The sequence below is a fragment of the Bradyrhizobium sp. KBS0727 genome, assembly GCF_005937885.2.
In the GTDB taxonomy this organism is placed as follows: Bacteria; Pseudomonadota; Alphaproteobacteria; order Rhizobiales; family Xanthobacteraceae; genus Bradyrhizobium.
This window is the reverse complement of record NZ_CP042176.1, coordinates 901,397-917,755: the sequence shown is the minus strand read 5'-3', so window position 1 is coordinate 917,755 and position 16,359 is coordinate 901,397. Positions and strand designations below refer to the sequence as shown.

The following is a 16,359-nucleotide window of genomic DNA, read 5'->3' as shown; positions in this document are numbered from 1 at the left end:
ACTATAGCGCCGGTTTCATGGCATCGGCCAGATAGCCGTGCAGCGCCGCCACCACCTGCGCGCCCTCGCCGATCGCGCCACCGACGCGCTTGACCGATCCCGAGCGCACGTCGCCGACCGCGAACACGCCGGGCACCGAGGTTTCCAGCGGCGGCACCGGGCGGCCGTGGTTCTGTTCGGACTGCGCGCCCGTCACCACGAAGCCGCCGCGGTCGAGCGTCACGCCGCAACCCGCGAGCCAGCCGGTCGCCGGATCGGCGCCGACGAACAGGAAGAGATTGCGGATATCGAGCGTGTGGATGTCGGGCGCAAAGCGGCTGCGCCAGCGCACCCGTTCGAGCGAGCCGTCACTGCCCTCGACCGCCACCACCTCGGTGTTGAACATCAGTTCGATGTTGGGCGCGGCCTCGATGCGGTCGATCAGGTAGCGCGACATGCTGGCCCCGAGCCCGCCGCCACGGATCACCATATACACTTTGCGCGCGTGGCCCGACAGGAACACCGCGGCCTGGCCTGCGGAATTGCCGCCGCCGACCAGCACGACGTCCTGACCCGCGCATAGCCGCCCCTCGATCGGCGAGGCCCAGTACCAGACGCCGCGGCCCTCGAACGCGTCGAGATTTTCGATGTCCGGCCGGCGATAGCGCGCGCCGCTCGCGACCACGATCGACCGCGCGCGCAACTGCTGCCCGCATTCGGTCGCCAATGCAAAGGCGCCGCTCTGGTTCGAACAATCGAGCGAGGTGATCGCGACCGGGATCATCATCTCGGCGCCGAACTTCTGCGCCTGGTTGAAGGCGCGGCCGGCCAGCGCCTGGCCGGAAATGCCGGTCGGAAATCCCAGATAGTTTTCGATTCTGGCGCTGGCGCCGGCCTGGCCGCCGAACGCCCGCGCGTCGAACACCGCGACCGACAGTCCCTCGGAGGCCGCATAGACCGCGGTGGCCAAGCCGGCCGGGCCAGAGCCGACCACGGCGACGTCGTAGAGCTTGTGCTGCGCGTGGTTGCCGATCATGCCCATCGCCATCGCAAGCTCGGTCTCGGACGGATTGCGCAGCACGGTGCCGTCGGGACACACCACCAGCGGCAGGTCGCCGCGCGAGGCCGAATAGCGCGCGACGAGGTCGGCGGCGTCCTTGTCGGCGGCGGGATCGATCAGATGATGCGGCTGGCCGTTGCGGGCGAGAAAATTCTGCAGCCGCGCCATGTCGCCGAGCGAGGCCGGACCGATCAGCACCGGGCCGCCGACGCCGCCCTGGATCAGGTTGACGCGGCGCAGGACCAGCGCCCGCATGATGCGTTCGCCGAGATCGGCTTCAGCGATCAGCAGGGCGCGCAACTTGTCCGGCGGGATCAACAGCGTCTCGACGTCGCCGTCGGCATGGCCGTCAACCAGCGCGACGCGGCCGGAGAGCTGGCCGATTTCGGCCAGAAATTGCCCCGGTCCCTGATCGATGACGGGCGTGACGTGGCCGAGCCCGTCGCGCTGGGTGATCGTGACATGGCCGGACAGCACCACGAACATGCCGGGCCCCGGTTTACCGGTCTCGAACAGGGTCTCGCCGTGCTTGAAGCTGCGCGGCTCGCCGAACCGGCGCATGCGCTCGATTTCATGCGGCGTCAGCGTCGGAAACGTCTGCTCGTGACGCGGAAACTTAAAGGAAGTCGCGCCGATCGCCGAACCGGCCGAGGTGTCTGCACTCATTTGTCGCCCACAAATCAAGAGAACCGGGAAGAAAACCGCGAGGAGAACCCGCCGGACGCCATCCGGCGAGCCACCGGGCATATCCCGACGGCTACTGGCCCGGCTTTTCTCCGCCTGCGTCATCTAGGGAGGCATCGGCGCGTTCGGAAGATGCGGCCCCGAGGTCGTCGCGGCCTCTCGCTTGCGACTTTCGCCGCTTGAGATTTTCGCGCAGCGCGGCCTTGAGGCGATCCCGTCGCGGATCCTTCGTGTCCGCGCTCGCTTTTCCCTCGCGCCTGGCTTGGTCGTCCTTCATGCGGGCCTGTCGAAAACGCCGTTGATCGGAGCCGCTCGGCACATGTGACCGGCGGGCGTCGCTGTTGCCGGACCATAACGGGTTTCGGTGGACCGCGGTACATCCGCCGACACCGGCAAAAGCCCGATCAGCGGCCATGATTCGGACGTTCACGACCCGTACGGGCGTCGATGGCGGCGACGGGGAACCGGATCGCACCCGTCACGGGCGGCTTGTGTCATTTTTTGCCCAATTTGGGCCATTCCAGGCCCCGCCGCGTGCTTGCGCCAGAGGGGTCCTTGTGGCAAGAACCGCCCGCCGGTGGGGGCCTTTTGGCCCGACTCCCTCGATACCGGGCATGCTGCCGTAGCTCAGTGGTAGAGCACTCCATTGGTAATGGAGAGGTCGACAGTTCAATCCTGTCTGGCAGCACCAGTTCTTTCCCTCCCAATTCGCGCGTTCCGGAAAGCTGACGCGTCGCGTTTCTGTCGATGATTTGATTCCGCCCGGCACGATCCTGCATTAGCCTCTCATCCGAAATCGCGATGAGGGGTGAGACGTCGGATGGCTTCGTCGTCGCCGCATGCCCTGGGGATCGACGCATTGACGCCGCGCCTGTTGGGCTTGATCGCCTGCCTCTTTACGTCAGCACCAGCGCTGGCGCAGGACGATCTCGCCGGCGCGCCGCAAACGCTTGCCTTGCAGGTCACAACCGCTTCGCTTGGCGACACCTGCCGCCGTTTCGAAACGACGGACCCGGCATCGCTGGCGCAGGTCTCGCTGCACCGGACCTTCAACGACGATTTCGACACCCATCCGCTGTCGGACGACCGCTGGGTGCCGCACTATGCCGGCGGCGCGGCGTGGCCGGAAATACGGTATTGGGGCGGCGACGGTTCCGACTTCCGGCGCAAGGACAGTTACAACGGCGAACAGCAGATCTATGTCGATCCGCGCTACGGCGGGCGCGAAACGGTGCCGCTCGGGCTCGACCCGTTCAGGGTGCACGACGGCATTCTCTCGATCGTCGCCAGCCGCACCCCTGCCGCTCTCAAGCCGGTGCTGTTCAACAATGAATATGTATCGGGCATCCTGACGACGCAGAGCCGGTTCTCGCAGAAGCACGGCTATTTCGAGATCCGCTCGAAGATACCGGCCGGGATCGGGGTGTGGCCGGCGTTCTGGCTGCTCGCCGACGACGGCGGCTGGCCGCCGGAGATCGACGTGCTGGAGGGTCGCGGGCCCAAGCGGGACAACATCGTGATGACGACGCATTGGCGGGTACCGGCCACGCAGCGCGTGGAATCCTGCGGCTTCGACTTCGCAGTCGCGGACACGGCGGGTACTTTCCACAATTACGGTGTGCTGTGGCAGCCGGACCGCATCACCTATTTCATCGACCGCAAGCCGGTATCGGAGATCAAGGTCCCCATCGGTTTCGACGATCCGATGTACATGATCGTGAACCTGGCGATGGGTTCGAATCATTTTCCCGGCGTGGGTTTCGTCGACAGCGCGTCGCCTGTTACGGTCGCGTTCGAGATCGACCGGATTTCCGCCTATCAAATCGACGAGCGCTAGAGCCGAAACGGCTCTAGCTTTTTTAATTTGACGCGTTTTCTTGACGCGAACCGGTTTCCACTTCGCTGGAAAACGCTTTACTGACGGAGACATGATGTTCGGAAAATTCTCGCGCCGCCAGTTCGGCAAGCTTGCCGGCCTTTCCGCGCTCGGAGTGGCGGCCGCGGCGAATACCGTGGAGAGCCAGCCCGTGCCGGCGGTGGACCGGCACGCGGCTGCCAGCTTCCCGAAGGACTTCCTGTGGGGCACCGCCACCTCGGCCTATCAGATCGAGGGCGCGGTCAACGAGGACGGCCGCGGCCGCTCGATCTGGGACACCTTTGCGCACTCGCCGGGCAGAATCGAGGATCACACCAACGCCGACCGCGCCAACGATCACTATCACCGCTACAAGGAAGACGTCGGCCTGATCAAATCGCTCGGGGTCAAGGCCTATCGATTCTCGATCGCGTGGCCGCGGATATTTCCGGACGGCACCGGCGCCCCCAACCCCAAGGGCCTCGACTTCTACAACCGCCTGATCGACGAACTGCTCGCCAACGGCATCGAGCCTTACGCGACGCTTTATCATTGGGACCTGCCGCAGGCGCTCGAGGACCGGGTCGGCGGCTGGCGATCCAGCGACACCTCAAAGGCGTTCGCCGATTACGCGGGCTATGTGGCGGAGCGCCTGAGCGACCGGGTGAAGAACATCTTCACGCTCAACGAAGCCGGACGTTTCCTCAACTTCGGTTACGGATGGGGCATCGACGCGCCCGGCCTCAAACTGCCGGCCGCCGAACTGAACCAGGCGCGGCATCACGTCGTGCTGGCGCACGGCCTCGCCGTGCAGGCGATCCGCGCTCACGCGCGCGCCGGCACTAAGGTGGGCCCGGCCGAGAATATCGCGGCCTGCGTGCCCGCGTTCGACACGCCGGACAACGTCCGCGCCGCCGAGATGGCGACGCGCGAACTGAACGCTGGCCTCCTCGGCGTCATGCTGGAGGGCAAGTACACCGACGGCTTCCTCGCATATTCCGGCAAGGACGCCCCGAAATTCACCGCCGAGCAACTGAAGATCATTGGCGCCAAGAACGATTTCGTCGGCCTCAATATCTACGCGCCGCAATTCTACATCACCGCCTCCGACCAGAAGCCGGGCTGGAAAGTCCTGCCGTTCCCCGCTTCGTTTCCGCACATGAATTCGGAGTGGCTGCGGGTCGGTCCGGAAGTCATCTATTGGGCGCCGCGGCTGGCCGCCAAAATCTGGAACATCGACACCATCTACATCAGCGAGAACGGCACCTCGTCGGAGGACAAGCTTTCAGCCGACGGCCAGGTCTACGATCTCGATCGCATCATGTTCCTGCGCAACTATCTCCGGCAGTTGCAGCGCGCGACCGCCGAGGGCGTGCCGGTTCGCGGCTATTTCCTGTGGAGCCTGATGGACAATTTCGAGTGGATCTTCGGTTTCGAAAAGCGTTTTGGGCTCTACCACGTCGATTTCGAGACCCAGGCCCGGACTGCGAAGCTCAGCGCGGCGTTTTACCGTGAGGTCGTGGCGCAGAACGCGATCGGCGCCTGAAGCGCCGACTGGTTTCAATAGTTGTCGGCGACGCGGTGCGGCGCTATCGGGGCCTGGATCGAGGTCTGCACGATCGAGCGCAGTTTGGCGTCGATTGCCACAGTCATGGCGGCTTCCTGCGCCAGCTTTCGGGATGATTCGTGATGGACGAATACACCTGCCGCCGCGATCATCAGCACAACATAAAGAGCGAACATGCCGCCGACCCATCTCCAGTAGATATGGTCGCCGGGGGTAAGGCTTTCGATCAACCGGCGCATGGTGGCCTCCTCTTGGGTAACGAACGCGCTGCGTATAGCTTGCACCCCCGCGCGCCGTGTGTGACGCACTTCACAGAAATCGCTTGAACGGAGAAACCGTGACCGGCCCGGAATTGAAGAAACTGCGCGAACATCTCGGTGAGGCCATCGGCCAGAAGCTGACGGTGGCCGACATGGCAAAACTCTGCGGGCTGCCGGAAGAGGGCGGCGCCAACACCATCCGCAAATGGGAAGTCTCGGGTCCGAGCGGGCCGGTCGCTGAACTGCTTCGGATCCTGGCGATGGCCAGCGACCACTATCCGATCCTCGACATGTTCAACGTGTTCGACCGCCACGACGTTGCGGTGAAGGACCGCCCTGCCCGCCGGCAAGCCTTCCGCGAGCAGATGCGCGGCGACGTGCGGCGGCGCATTGGTTAAACAAAGCTTGCCGGGAGGCCCGTGGGGGCTACGAAAATTAAGCCTTTCTTCAGCTTTGATTAGGCCTCTGTTAAGTACGAAAAACGTTTATCCGCCAATGGGTTGGGTTGCCATCCACTGTGTCCGGCCAGTGACAGCATTTTATTCAAAAGCTGTCTAACTGCCGGCCATGGACGACGCCCGCACGCGGTGTCTCCCAACCCTTTCGGAGACCAAGATCATGAAGAAGTTCCTGCTCGCCACCGTGGCTCTCGCAGCGTTCGCCGCCCCGGCCCTTGGCGCCGATCTCGGCGCGCGGCCCTATTACAACAACAAGGCGCCGGCCTACGTCGCGCCGATCTACAACTGGACCGGCTTCTACATCGGCGGTCACATCGGCGGCGCCTTCGCCGGCAGCAACAATTTCAACGGCCTGGTGCTGAGCGACTACAGCGCCCGGTTCCTCGGCGGTTTGCAGGCCGGCGCCGACTACCAGTTCGCTCCGAACTGGGTTCTCGGCGTCGAGGGCCAGTACAGCTGGCTCAGCGGCAACTTCGTCAATGCGACGTTTCCGGGCGGCGCCATCTACAACAACAACCAGCGCGGCCTCGGCTCGATCACCGGCCGCGTCGGCTACACCTGGGGTCCGGGTCTGGTCTATGTCAAAGGCGGCTACGCCTATTCCGACAACCGTGACACGCTGACCCTCCTGGGCGCCAACGTCCCCTTCACGTTGGATAAGAACCACAGCAACGGCTACACCGTCGGCGCCGGCCTCGAATACATGTTCGCGCCGAACTGGTCGGCCAAGGCCGAGTACATGTACTACGATTTCGGCAGCACCCGTTTCGTGACCCCGGGCGTGCTGGCGCCGTTCGGCAGCTGGCGCAACGACGAGCACACGCTGAAAGTCGGCGTCAACTACCGCTTCAACATCGGCGGCCCGGTCGTCGCACGTTACTGATCGCCCTCAGCGGGAGGTTGCGCAACAGATTGGAAGGGCCGGCTTCATGCCGGCCCTTCGTCGTTTTGGCCGCGTCTAAAACCCTGTCGCATCCGAAAAATCCCGAAAAACGCTCGCGTTTTCCCGACTTGTTAACCGGGTACCTCGATACTGCCGCGCGAGGAAACATCCCAAGGTAGCGTAGTCGGGGGCGGCGGACAGATGGCGTTTCGGTTCAGAATAGGCAAATTCAAACTCAAGGGTTTCAGCTTTCCGCGGTTCGGCGTCAGGGGCAGCCTGTTCGTCGCCTTCGCCGTCATCGCCGGCATGGCGATCGTCATCAGCGCCGGCGCCGGCCTGGTGCTCGGACGTCTCGGCGGAACCATGGTCGACCTCAGCGGACGGGATATCCCCCGCCTCGCCGCCAGCCTGCAGCTCTCGGCGCAGAGCGCGAGCCTTGCCAGCCAGGGGCCGGCGCTGCTGGCCTCGCGCAGCGAGGAGGCGCTGAACGAACGCTCCAAGAAGATGAAGGAAACCCAGACACTGGCGCTGCAGAAACTCGGCGAGATCATCGAGCTCGGCGCCGACAAGAACGTGGTCGCGGCGCTCAACGAGACCGTCAAGAACATCGACGACATGATCAAGAGCCTGGGCTCGGCGGCGCGCGAGCGGCTCGACGTTGCCGCCCTGCATGACAAGCAATACGCCGCCTTGCGCAAGGCGCAGGCCGATTTCGTCACCACCTCGGCGCCGGCGATGATGGACGCGCAGGCCCGGATCAACGCGGTGCTCGGCGCCGCCAATCTTTCGACCGACGATGCCAGCGAGGCGGCGCGCAACGTCGAATTGCTCGGCAACGTGATCGCCAGCACCAACCTGATGGCCTCAGACATGACGGCGGCGCTGTCGGCCAACACCAGCGACACGCTGGAAGCCATCGAAAAGGAATTCAAGGAGACGCAGTCGCGCGTCAAATCCAACCTCGAGACCCTGCCCAAGAACGCCAGCACCAAGGCGCTGACCGAGGCGGCGCTGAAACTGCTGTCGCTCGGCGAAGGCAAGACCCGCGTCTTCAAGATCCGCCAGCAGGAACTCGACTCCATCGACTACGGCGAGACCATTCTGGAGGAAACCCGCAAGCTCAATGTCGGTCTCGGCATCAGCGTGCAGCAGCTCGTCGACGGCGTCCGCAAGGAAACCGACGCCTCGACCTGGCAGGCGCGCCAGGAGATTTCGCTGGCGACCATGGTCATGCTCGGGCTCGGCGTGCTGACGCTGATAGGCTCGATCCTGTTCGTCTGGCTCTATGTCGGCCGCAACATCCTGCGGCGGATCCGCAGCCTGCAGCGTTCGATGCAGTTGCTGTCGAGCGGCGACCTCGAATCCGAGATCTACCAGAGCCACCAGACGGACGAGATCGCGGCGATGGCCGATTCGCTCCTGGTGTTCCGCGAGAGCATGATCCAGGGCCGCGCGCTCTCGGCCGACCAGGACAAGGACCGCATCGCCAAGTCCGAACGCGCCACCCGGATGGAAACGCGCATCGTCGAGTTCGAAACCACCGTTCGCACGGCACTCGACAGCCTGCAGTCGGCGGCGGGCTCGATGCAGACGACCGCGCAGAGCATGTCCACGACCGCGGATCAATCCAGTGCGCTGGTCAGCGCGGTGGCTTCCGCCGCCGAGGAAACCTCGGTCAACGTGCAGACCGTGTCGTCGGGCACCGAACAACTGTCGTCTTCGATCGAGGAGATCGGCCGCCAGGTCGTCACCTCGGCGGAGATCGCCCGCAAGGCGGTCGAGGAAGCCGGCGCCACCGACGCCACCATGCAGGGGCTGGCCGAAAATGCCGGCCGCATCAGCGTGGTGGTCGATCTGATCCAGACTATCGCCTCGCAGACCAACCTCTTGGCGCTGAACGCCACCATCGAAGCCGCCCGCGCCGGTGAAGCCGGCCGGGGATTCGCCGTGGTCGCGTCCGAAGTGAAGAGCCTCGCCAACCAGACCGCAAAGGCCACCGACGAGATCCGCCAGCAGATCGGCAGCATGCAGACGGTGACGACGTCGGCGGTATCGGCGATCCGCAGCATCTCCTCTACGATCAGCGAGATCAACGACGTCACCACCGCGATCGCAGCCGCGGTCGAGGAACAGGGTGCGGCGACGCGCGAGATCGCGCGCAACATCCAGCATGCCGCCGGCGGCACCAGCGAGGTCTCCAGCAACATCGTCGGCGTTTCCTCAGCCTCGACCGAAGCCGGAACCGCCGCCAACGAGGTACTGACCGCCTCCGGCGCGCTCCGCCGCGAGGCCGACGTGCTGCGCGCGGAAATCGACGCGTTCCTGTCGAATATCCGGGCGGCGTAAGTCGTCATTCCGGGGCGGTCCGCAGGACCGAACCCGGAATCTCGAGATTCCCCAGGGGTGCAATTGCACCCCTTAGGTTCGATGCTTGCGCATCGCCCCGGAATGACGGTTCAAATCGAGAGGGCCCAGGTCCCCTCAACCCATGTCTTTTATCCAAACCCACCCTCGCTTTTTCGGCTAGCGCCGCGCCGTTGGTGCGGCTAAGCCGTAGCGATGGATACAAAAACAGACACGGTTCAGTCCTCGGCCGAGGCATTGCGATACCCCTGGGAAAACCACCCGGGCCACGATCAGGTCGTCGAGGTCATGCCCGGCGTATTATGGGTCCGGCTCAAGCTGCCGTTCCGACTCAACCACGTGAACATCTACCTGCTCGCCGACGGCGACGGCTGGGCGATGGTCGATTCCGGGTTCGGCAATGAGGAAACCATCGCGGCCTGGACCACGCTGTTCGAGGGCCCGCTCCGGCATGTGAAGATCACCCGGCTGATCGTGACCCATTCGCATCCCGATCACGTCGGCCTCGCCGGCTGGATCGTCGAACGCTTCAATTGCCCCCTACAGATGTCGCAGGTCGAATATCTGCAATCGGTCTACCACCAGAACCGCGGCACCGAGGAACGCAAGCTGGCGCAGCGGCTGTTCTTCCGCCGCCACGGCATGGACGAAGACCTGACCGACAAGCTGCTCGGCCGCGGCCAGGATTACCTGAAGCGCGTTTCGGTGCTGCCGCCGTCCTATCACCGCATCTCGCATGGCGACGAGATTTCGATCGGAACGCGGCGCTTCAAGGTTATCACCGGCGGCGGCCACGCGCTGGATCAGGTGATGCTGTATTGCGCCGCCGACAAGTTGTTCCTGTCCGCCGACCAGGTGCTGAGCAAGATCTCGCCCAATGTCAGCGTCTGGGCGGTCGAGCCCGACCAGAATTCGCTCGGCGAATATCTGGCCTCGCTGGCGAGCCTGACCACGACATTGCCCTGGGACGTCATGGTGCTGCCCGGCCACGGCGTGCCGTTTTACGGCTTGAAGACGCGGATCAAGCAGTTGGCCGATCATCACGAGGATCGTTGCCGGCTGATTGCGGAAGCCTGCCGTGTGGTTCCGCAAACCTCGCGGCAACTGGTGCCGGTCGTGTTCCACAAATACGAGCTCGACGTGCACCAGATGGGCTTTGCCGCCGGCGAACTGATCGCGCATGTCAATTACATGCTCAACGAAGGCCGCCTGACCTCGGAAGTGACCGACGGCGTGCTGCGGTTCCGCACCACCTAGGCATGATGGGTTGGAGTTGAATCGGCTCGCGGTGAGCGCCAGCACAGCACATCCGGAGGTTCTGGGGGTCCAGACGCAAAATCGTGAAAACAACCCCATGCAAAGTAGAATGGACCCCGGCTCGCAGCACTCGTGCTACTTGCGTCCGGGGCACGCGAAAAAAATTGGTCCGTCGTCGCGGCCCAACCTAATTTCATCCCCCTCTACTCCTCGCGGCGAAACACGCTGAACTGGAACACCTGCCGCGACCCCCAGGGCGTCGCGTGCTCGTGGCGCCGCGTCTGCAGCAGCCTGAACTCACGACCGAACTCGCGCCCGAGGCCATCGGCGTCGTAGCGCACCACCGGCAGCCCGCTGCAGCGCTCGGGGCCGTCGGGCGCAAAGGTGGCGATGATCGCATGCCCACCGGGCTTCAAGCCGCGCTTGAGGCAGGCGACATAGGCGGCGCGGTCATTCGCATCGGTGAGAAAGTGAAATGCCGCCCGATCGTGCCAGATGTCGTAGGTCGCCGGCGGCTGCCAGGCCGTCACGTCAGCGACGATCCATCGGGCTTTTGCGGCCTGCGTGCCCAGCCGTGCCTTCGCCATCTCCAGCGCAGCGCCGGACAGGTCGAGCACGGTGACGTCCTGAAAACCTTGTCCGAGCAGTTGATCGACCAACCGTGAGGCGCCGCCGCCGATATCGACGATGGCCGAGGCCTTGGTGGCGCCAACCAGCGCAATGGCCTCAAGCGACGGCGCCGGATTCTCCTGAAACCAGCTGACCTCGTTCTCCGCCTTCTTGGCGTAGACGTCTTCCCAATGGGCCTGCCGGCTTTCACGCTCCAATGCGGCCTCCCGCGATAGTCCGGCCGCATTTCGCAGCCGCTCGAAAAAGCGATCGTAGCACCTGACGCGCTTGTGAGCGCAGGCCGCCAAATACCGGGGCCGCAAATCGCGCCTAGCATGTTGATCGGGATCAAGTTTTGCTCCGCGCTCGGAGCAACCCTCCCGTCCTCCGGTACATTACCGAGAGGCCCGAATCGGCTCGACACGAAACCTGGAAAAGCTCTAAAAAGGCGGAGCTAACAAGAGGACGGCCAACCCGGCCTGTCCGTTTCGGGTCTCGCGATGGATTACAGCCAATTTTTCAGTGCCGCCCTCAACCGCCTGCATGACGAGCGGCGCTACCGGGTTTTCGCCGACCTCGAACGCATCGCAGGCCGGTTCCCGCATGCGCTCTGGCATTCGCCGAAGGGCCCGCGCAACGTCGTGATCTGGTGTTCCAACGACTATCTCGGCATGGGCCAGCACCCCAAGGTGGTCGGCGCCATGGTCGAGACCGCCACCCGCGTCGGTACCGGCGCTGGCGGCACCCGCAACATCGCCGGCACCCATCATCCGCTGGTGCAGTTGGAGGCCGAACTGGCCGACCTGCACGGCAAGCAAGCCTCACTGCTGTTCACCTCGGGCTACGTCTCGAACCAGACCGGCATTTCGACCATCGCCAAGCTGATCCCGAACTGCCTGATCCTGTCGGATGCGCTGAACCACAATTCGATGATCGAAGGCGTCCGCCAGGCCGGCTGCGAGCGCCAGATCTTCCGCCACAACGACGTCGAGCACCTGGAACAGCTCTTGATCGCGGCAGGTCCCGACCGGCCCAAGCTGATCGCCTGCGAAAGCCTCTATTCGATGGACGGCGACGTCGCGCCGCTGTCGAAAATCTGCGATCTCGCCGAGAAATACGGCGCCATGACCTATGTCGACGAGGTCCATGCGGTCGGCATGTACGGCCCGCGCGGCGGCGGCATCGCCGAACGCGACGGCGTCATGCACCGCATCGACGTGCTCGAAGGCACGCTCGCCAAGGCCTTCGGCTGCCTCGGCGGCTATATCGCAGGGAATGCCGACATCATCGATGCCGTGCGCTCCTACGCGCCGGGCTTCATCTTCACCACCGCGCTGCCGCCGGCGATCTGCTCGGCCGCGACCGCGGCGATCCGCCACCTCAAGACCTCGAGCTGGGAGCGCGAGCGCCACCAGGACCGCGCCGCCCGCGTCAAGGCGATCCTGACCGCTGCCGGCCTGCCCGTGATGTCGAGCGATACCCATATCGTGCCGCTGTTCGTCGGCGACCCCGAGAAGTGCAAGCAGGCCTGCGACATCCTGCTCGAAGAGCACGGCGTCTACATCCAGCCGATCAACTATCCGACGGTTGCCAAGGGCACCGAACGGCTGCGGATCACGCCCTCGCCCTACCATGACGACGGCCTGATCGACGGCCTCGCCGACGCGCTGCTGCAGGTCTGGGAACGCCTCGGCCTGCCGCTGAAGCGGAAATCGCTGGCGGCCGAGTAACCCTACCCTTCCGAATCCGCTCAAATTGGGCCGGTGGCGCGATGCGCTGCCGGCCCAATGCGTTTATACTCCGTGCTCCAGCCTTGGGCTGAGAAAGGAGCACGCAGCGATGCTGCACGACTGGGGCGTAATCGCCGCCGCCTTCGCCTATATCGGGCTGCTGTTCTTCGTCGCCAGCCAGGGCGACCGGCTGTCGCCGAGCCAGCGCGGCCGCGCCGGCATGCTGATCTATCCGCTGTCGCTGGCGATCTATTGCACCTCCTGGACCTTCTTCGGCTCGGTCGGCTTCGCCACCCGCACCAGCATCGACTTCCTCGCGATCTATGTCGGCCCGATCCTGATGATCGGGCTTTGCACGCCGCTGCTGCGCCGCGTGATCCAGCTCGCCAAGTCGCAGAACATCACCTCGATCGCCGACTTCATCGCCGCGCGCTACGGCAAGAGCCAGGCGGTCGCAGCCACCGTGGCGCTGATCGCGATCATCGGATCGGTTCCCTATATCGCGCTCCAGCTCAAGGCGATGGCGTCGTCGCTGGAGACCATCCTGAGCGAGGACAAGGCGTTCTCCTCGATCCCGATCATTGGCGACATTGCGCTGATCGTGACGCTGGCGATGGCAACGTTCGCGGTGCTGTTCGGCACCCGCCAGACCGACGCCACCGAGCACCAGCATGGCCTGATGCTGGCGATCGCCACTGAATCCATCGTCAAGCTGGTGGCCTTCCTCGCTGCCGGCGCCTTCGTGACCTTCTGGATGTTCACGCCCGTCGAACTGATCGAACGCGCGATGAAGACTCCGGAGGCGGTGCGTGTGATCGACTATGTGCCGGGAATAGGCAATTTCCTGACCATGACGCTGCTGTCGTTCTGCGCGATCATGCTGCTGCCGCGGCAGTTTCACGTCAGCGTGGTCGAGAATTCCAGCATTGCCGAGGTCAACCGCGCCCGCTGGCTGTTCCCGCTCTATCTGGTCGCCATCAACCTGTTCGTGATCCCGATCGCGATCGCCGGCCTCATCACCTTTCCGTTCGGCGCCGTCGACAGTGACATGTATGTGCTGGCGTTGCCGATCGAGGGAAATGCGCACCTGCTCAGCGTCGCGGTATTCGTCGGCGGCCTGTCGGCCGCGACCGCGATGGTGATCGTCGAATGCGTCGCGCTCTCGATCATGGTGTCCAACGATATCGTGGTGCCGCTGGTGTTGCAGCGCAGCCGCGAGACGCGCGACGGCCAGAAGGATTTCGGCGACTTCCTGCTCAAGGTGCGACGGTTTGCGATCTTCGCCATCATGGTGATGGCCTATTTCTACTATCGCGTGCTCGGCAACACCCAACTGGCGGCGATCGGCCTGCTGTCATTCGCAGCCATCGCGCAACTGGCGCCGGCCTTCTTCGGCGGCCTGTTCTGGCGGCAGGCAACCGCCCGCGGCGCCATCGGCGGCATGCTGATCGGCGTCGCGGCATGGGCTTACACGCTGTTCCTGCCGAGCTTCCTCGAAGGCAATCCCGCCGGCCTGCTGCTGCTGCAGCACGGGCCGTTCGGCATCGAGGCGCTGCGGCCGCAGGCGCTGTTCGGCGCCGACCTGCCGCCATTGCTGCATGGCGTCGCGTGGTCGCTCGCGCTCAACGTTCTGACCTACATCGTGATGTCGCTCGCGCGTCAGCCGTCGGCGATCGAGCGGCTACAAGCCGATTTGTTCGTGCCGAACACGCTGGCGCCGATCACACCGACCTTGCGGCGCTGGCGCACCACGGTAACCGTGCAGGACATCCAGAGCACGGTGGCGCAATATCTCGGCCCCGAGCGGGCCCGGCATGCCTTCGAGGCCTTTGCCGCCGGCCACCCTCGTCCGCTCGATCCGGGCGTACCGGCCGATTTCGAACTGCTGCAACACGCCGAACGGCTGATCGCCTCCTCGATCGGGGCGGCCTCGTCGCGCCTGGTGATGTCGCTGTTGTTGCGCAAGCGCACCGTCTCCGCCAAGGCCGCGCTGAAGCTGCTCGACGATTCCCACGCCGCGCTGCATTTCAACCGCGAGATCCTGCAGACCGCGCTGAACCACGTGCGCCAGGGCATCGCCGTGTTCGATGCGGAGCTGCAACTGATCTGCTCGAACCGGCAGTTCGGCGAAATTCTGGCGCTGCCGCCGCACCTCGTGCAGCTCGGCCTTCCCTTGCAGGAAATCCTCGAATTCATGGGCGCCGTCAGCCCCGACGCCTTCGGCGACGCCGATGCCCTGCTGCAGCGGCGGCTGGAAGCCTACACCACCGAGGGCGAGCCCTATCTGGAACGCCTGCCCGACCGTCACATGGTGATCGAGGTGCGCTCCAACCGGATGCCGGGCGGCGGACTGGTCCTCACCTTCTCCGATGTGACGCCGAGCTTCGAGGCCGCCGAAGCGCTGGAGCGCGCCAACGCGACCTTGGAAAAGCGCGTGCGCGACCGCACCGAGGAACTGACCCGGCTCAATTCCGAACTGGCGCTGGCGAAAAGCACCGCCGAAGACGCCAACATCTCGAAAACCCGGTTTCTGGCCGCCGCCAGCCACGACATCCTGCAGCCGCTCAACGCCGCGCGGCTCTATGTCACCAGTCTGGTCGAACGGCAGAACGGCGGCGAGGATTCGCGCCTGGTCGAGAACATCGATGACTCGCTGGAGGCGATCGAGGAGATCCTTGGCGCGCTGCTGGACATCTCGCGGCTCGATGCCGGCGCGATGACGACCTCGATCTCGAGCTTCAAGATGGCGGACCTGATGCGCTCGCTCGAAATCGAGTTCGCACCGATCGCGCGCGCCAAGGGGCTGGAACTCGCCTTCGTCCCCTGTTCGCTGCCGGCGGAATCCGACCGCTCGCTGCTGCGACGGCTCTTACAGAATTTCATCTCCAACGCCATCAAATATACCCCGCGCGGGCGCGTGCTGGTCGGCTGCCGCCGCCGTGGGCAATCGCTTCAGATCGGCGTCTATGACACCGGGGTCGGCATTCCCGTGCAGAAGCGCGGCGAGATCTTCAAGGAGTTCCACCGCCTCGAACAGGGCGCGCGGATCGCGCGCGGCCTCGGCCTCGGTCTGTCGATCGTGGAGCGGCTGGCGCGCGTGCTCAACCACGGCATCGCGATATCAGCCAATGCTTCCGGCGGCTCGGTGTTCTCCGTGACGGTGCCGATTGCGACCGCCATCAACCATACCGCCGCCGTTACCAGCGCGACGCCGCTCTCCAGGACGCCGATGAGCGGCGCGCTGATCGTCTGCATCGAGAACGACGCGGCGATCCTCGACGGCATGAAGACACTGCTGAAGGCGTGGAACGCCGAGGTGATCGCGGTCACCGACCCCGAGGCCGCGATCGCGGCGATCGAAGCCTCGGGCGGCAACGTCACCGGTCTGCTGGTCGACTATCATCTCGACCGCGGCAACGGCGTCGCCGCGATCCGCGAAATTCGCCGCCGCTTCGGTGAAAACATTCCGGCGATCCTGATCACGGCGGACCGTAGCCCGCATGTCCGCGGCGCCGCGCGCGAGGAAAACATCGCCGTGCTCAACAAGCCGGTCAAGCCGGCTTCGCTGCGTGCTTTGCTCGGCCAGTGGCGCACCCAGCAGATGGTGGCGGCGGAGTAGTGGGCGCCCCCGGGCCAGACACGGATGGGTGGAG

Annotated in this window: 11 protein-coding genes and 1 tRNA gene; 9 read left to right on the top strand and 3 right to left on the bottom strand. The window is 64.8% G+C overall.

The features are described 5' to 3' along the window. Position 1 precedes the first annotated feature (1 nt). Positions 2-1,705 (bottom strand): cyclic nucleotide-binding domain-containing thioredoxin-disulfide reductase, encoded by a 1,704-nt coding sequence (locus FFI89_RS04310; protein WP_138833219.1) that lies wholly within the window; start codon positions 1,703-1,705, stop codon positions 2-4. A 634-nt stretch (positions 1,706-2,339) separates the two neighbouring features. Between FFI89_RS04310 and FFI89_RS04300 the strand changes: the two genes are divergently transcribed. The 3 genes from FFI89_RS04300 to FFI89_RS04290 all read left to right on the top strand — a co-directional run bounded on the left by FFI89_RS04300 (position 2,340) and on the right by FFI89_RS04290 (position 5,124). Continuing rightward, positions 2,340-2,414 (top strand) — tRNA-Thr (locus FFI89_RS04300). A gap of 129 nt (positions 2,415-2,543) precedes the next feature. Next, the gene (locus FFI89_RS04295; RefSeq protein WP_138833215.1) at positions 2,544-3,560 is read left to right on the top strand and encodes a family 16 glycosylhydrolase; all 1,017 of its coding nucleotides are present in this window, start codon (positions 2,544-2,546) and stop codon (positions 3,558-3,560) included. Positions 3,561-3,654: 94 nt separating this feature from the next. Next, positions 3,655-5,124 (top strand): GH1 family beta-glucosidase, encoded by a 1,470-nt coding sequence (locus tag FFI89_RS04290; protein WP_138833213.1) that lies wholly within the window; start codon positions 3,655-3,657, stop codon positions 5,122-5,124. 14 nt (positions 5,125-5,138) lie between these two features. Here the strand turns inward: FFI89_RS04290 and FFI89_RS04285 are convergent, their stop codons facing one another. Further along, the gene (locus FFI89_RS04285; protein WP_138833211.1) at positions 5,139-5,384 is read right to left on the bottom strand and encodes a hypothetical protein; all 246 of its coding nucleotides are present in this window, start codon (positions 5,382-5,384) and stop codon (positions 5,139-5,141) included. 98 nt (positions 5,385-5,482) lie between these two features. Between FFI89_RS04285 and FFI89_RS04280 the strand changes: the two genes are divergently transcribed. The 4 genes from FFI89_RS04280 to FFI89_RS04265 all read left to right on the top strand — a co-directional run bounded on the left by FFI89_RS04280 (position 5,483) and on the right by FFI89_RS04265 (position 10,367). Continuing rightward, complete coding sequence (locus FFI89_RS04280; protein ID WP_138836081.1) at positions 5,483-5,803, top strand: DNA-binding transcriptional regulator; 321 nt, start codon at positions 5,483-5,485, stop codon at positions 5,801-5,803. Between the two features lie 220 nt (positions 5,804-6,023). Beyond that, positions 6,024-6,746 carry an outer membrane protein gene (locus FFI89_RS04275; protein ID WP_138833209.1) on the top strand — a complete coding sequence of 241 codons (723 nt, stop codon included), beginning with the start codon at positions 6,024-6,026 and terminating at the stop codon, positions 6,744-6,746. A gap of 201 nt (positions 6,747-6,947) precedes the next feature. After that, positions 6,948-9,092: a methyl-accepting chemotaxis protein gene (locus FFI89_RS04270; protein ID WP_138833207.1), complete on the top strand. Its 2,145-nt coding sequence runs from the start codon at positions 6,948-6,950 to the stop codon at positions 9,090-9,092. A 213-nt stretch (positions 9,093-9,305) separates the two neighbouring features. Then, complete coding sequence (locus tag FFI89_RS04265) at positions 9,306-10,367, top strand: MBL fold metallo-hydrolase (protein ID WP_138833205.1); 1,062 nt, start codon at positions 9,306-9,308, stop codon at positions 10,365-10,367. Between the two features lie 203 nt (positions 10,368-10,570). On the opposite strand, the gene FFI89_RS04260 is transcribed toward FFI89_RS04265, so the two are convergent. After that, on the bottom strand, positions 10,571-11,194 hold the full coding sequence (locus FFI89_RS04260) for a trans-aconitate 2-methyltransferase (RefSeq protein WP_138833203.1): 624 nt from the start codon (positions 11,192-11,194) through the stop codon (positions 10,571-10,573). Positions 11,195-11,476: 282 nt separating this feature from the next. Here FFI89_RS04260 and hemA point away from each other — a divergent pair, with 282 nt between their 5' ends. Both hemA and FFI89_RS04250 read left to right on the top strand, forming a co-directional pair. Next, a complete protein-coding gene (hemA, locus tag FFI89_RS04255) occupies positions 11,477-12,706 on the top strand; it encodes a 5-aminolevulinate synthase (RefSeq protein ID WP_138833201.1) in 1,230 nt (409 codons plus the stop codon). Positions 12,707-12,815: 109 nt separating this feature from the next. After that, entirely contained in the window at positions 12,816-16,325 is a 3,510-nt protein-coding gene (locus FFI89_RS04250; RefSeq protein WP_138833199.1) for a hybrid sensor histidine kinase/response regulator, read from the top strand. Positions 16,326-16,359: the final 34 nt, after the last annotated feature.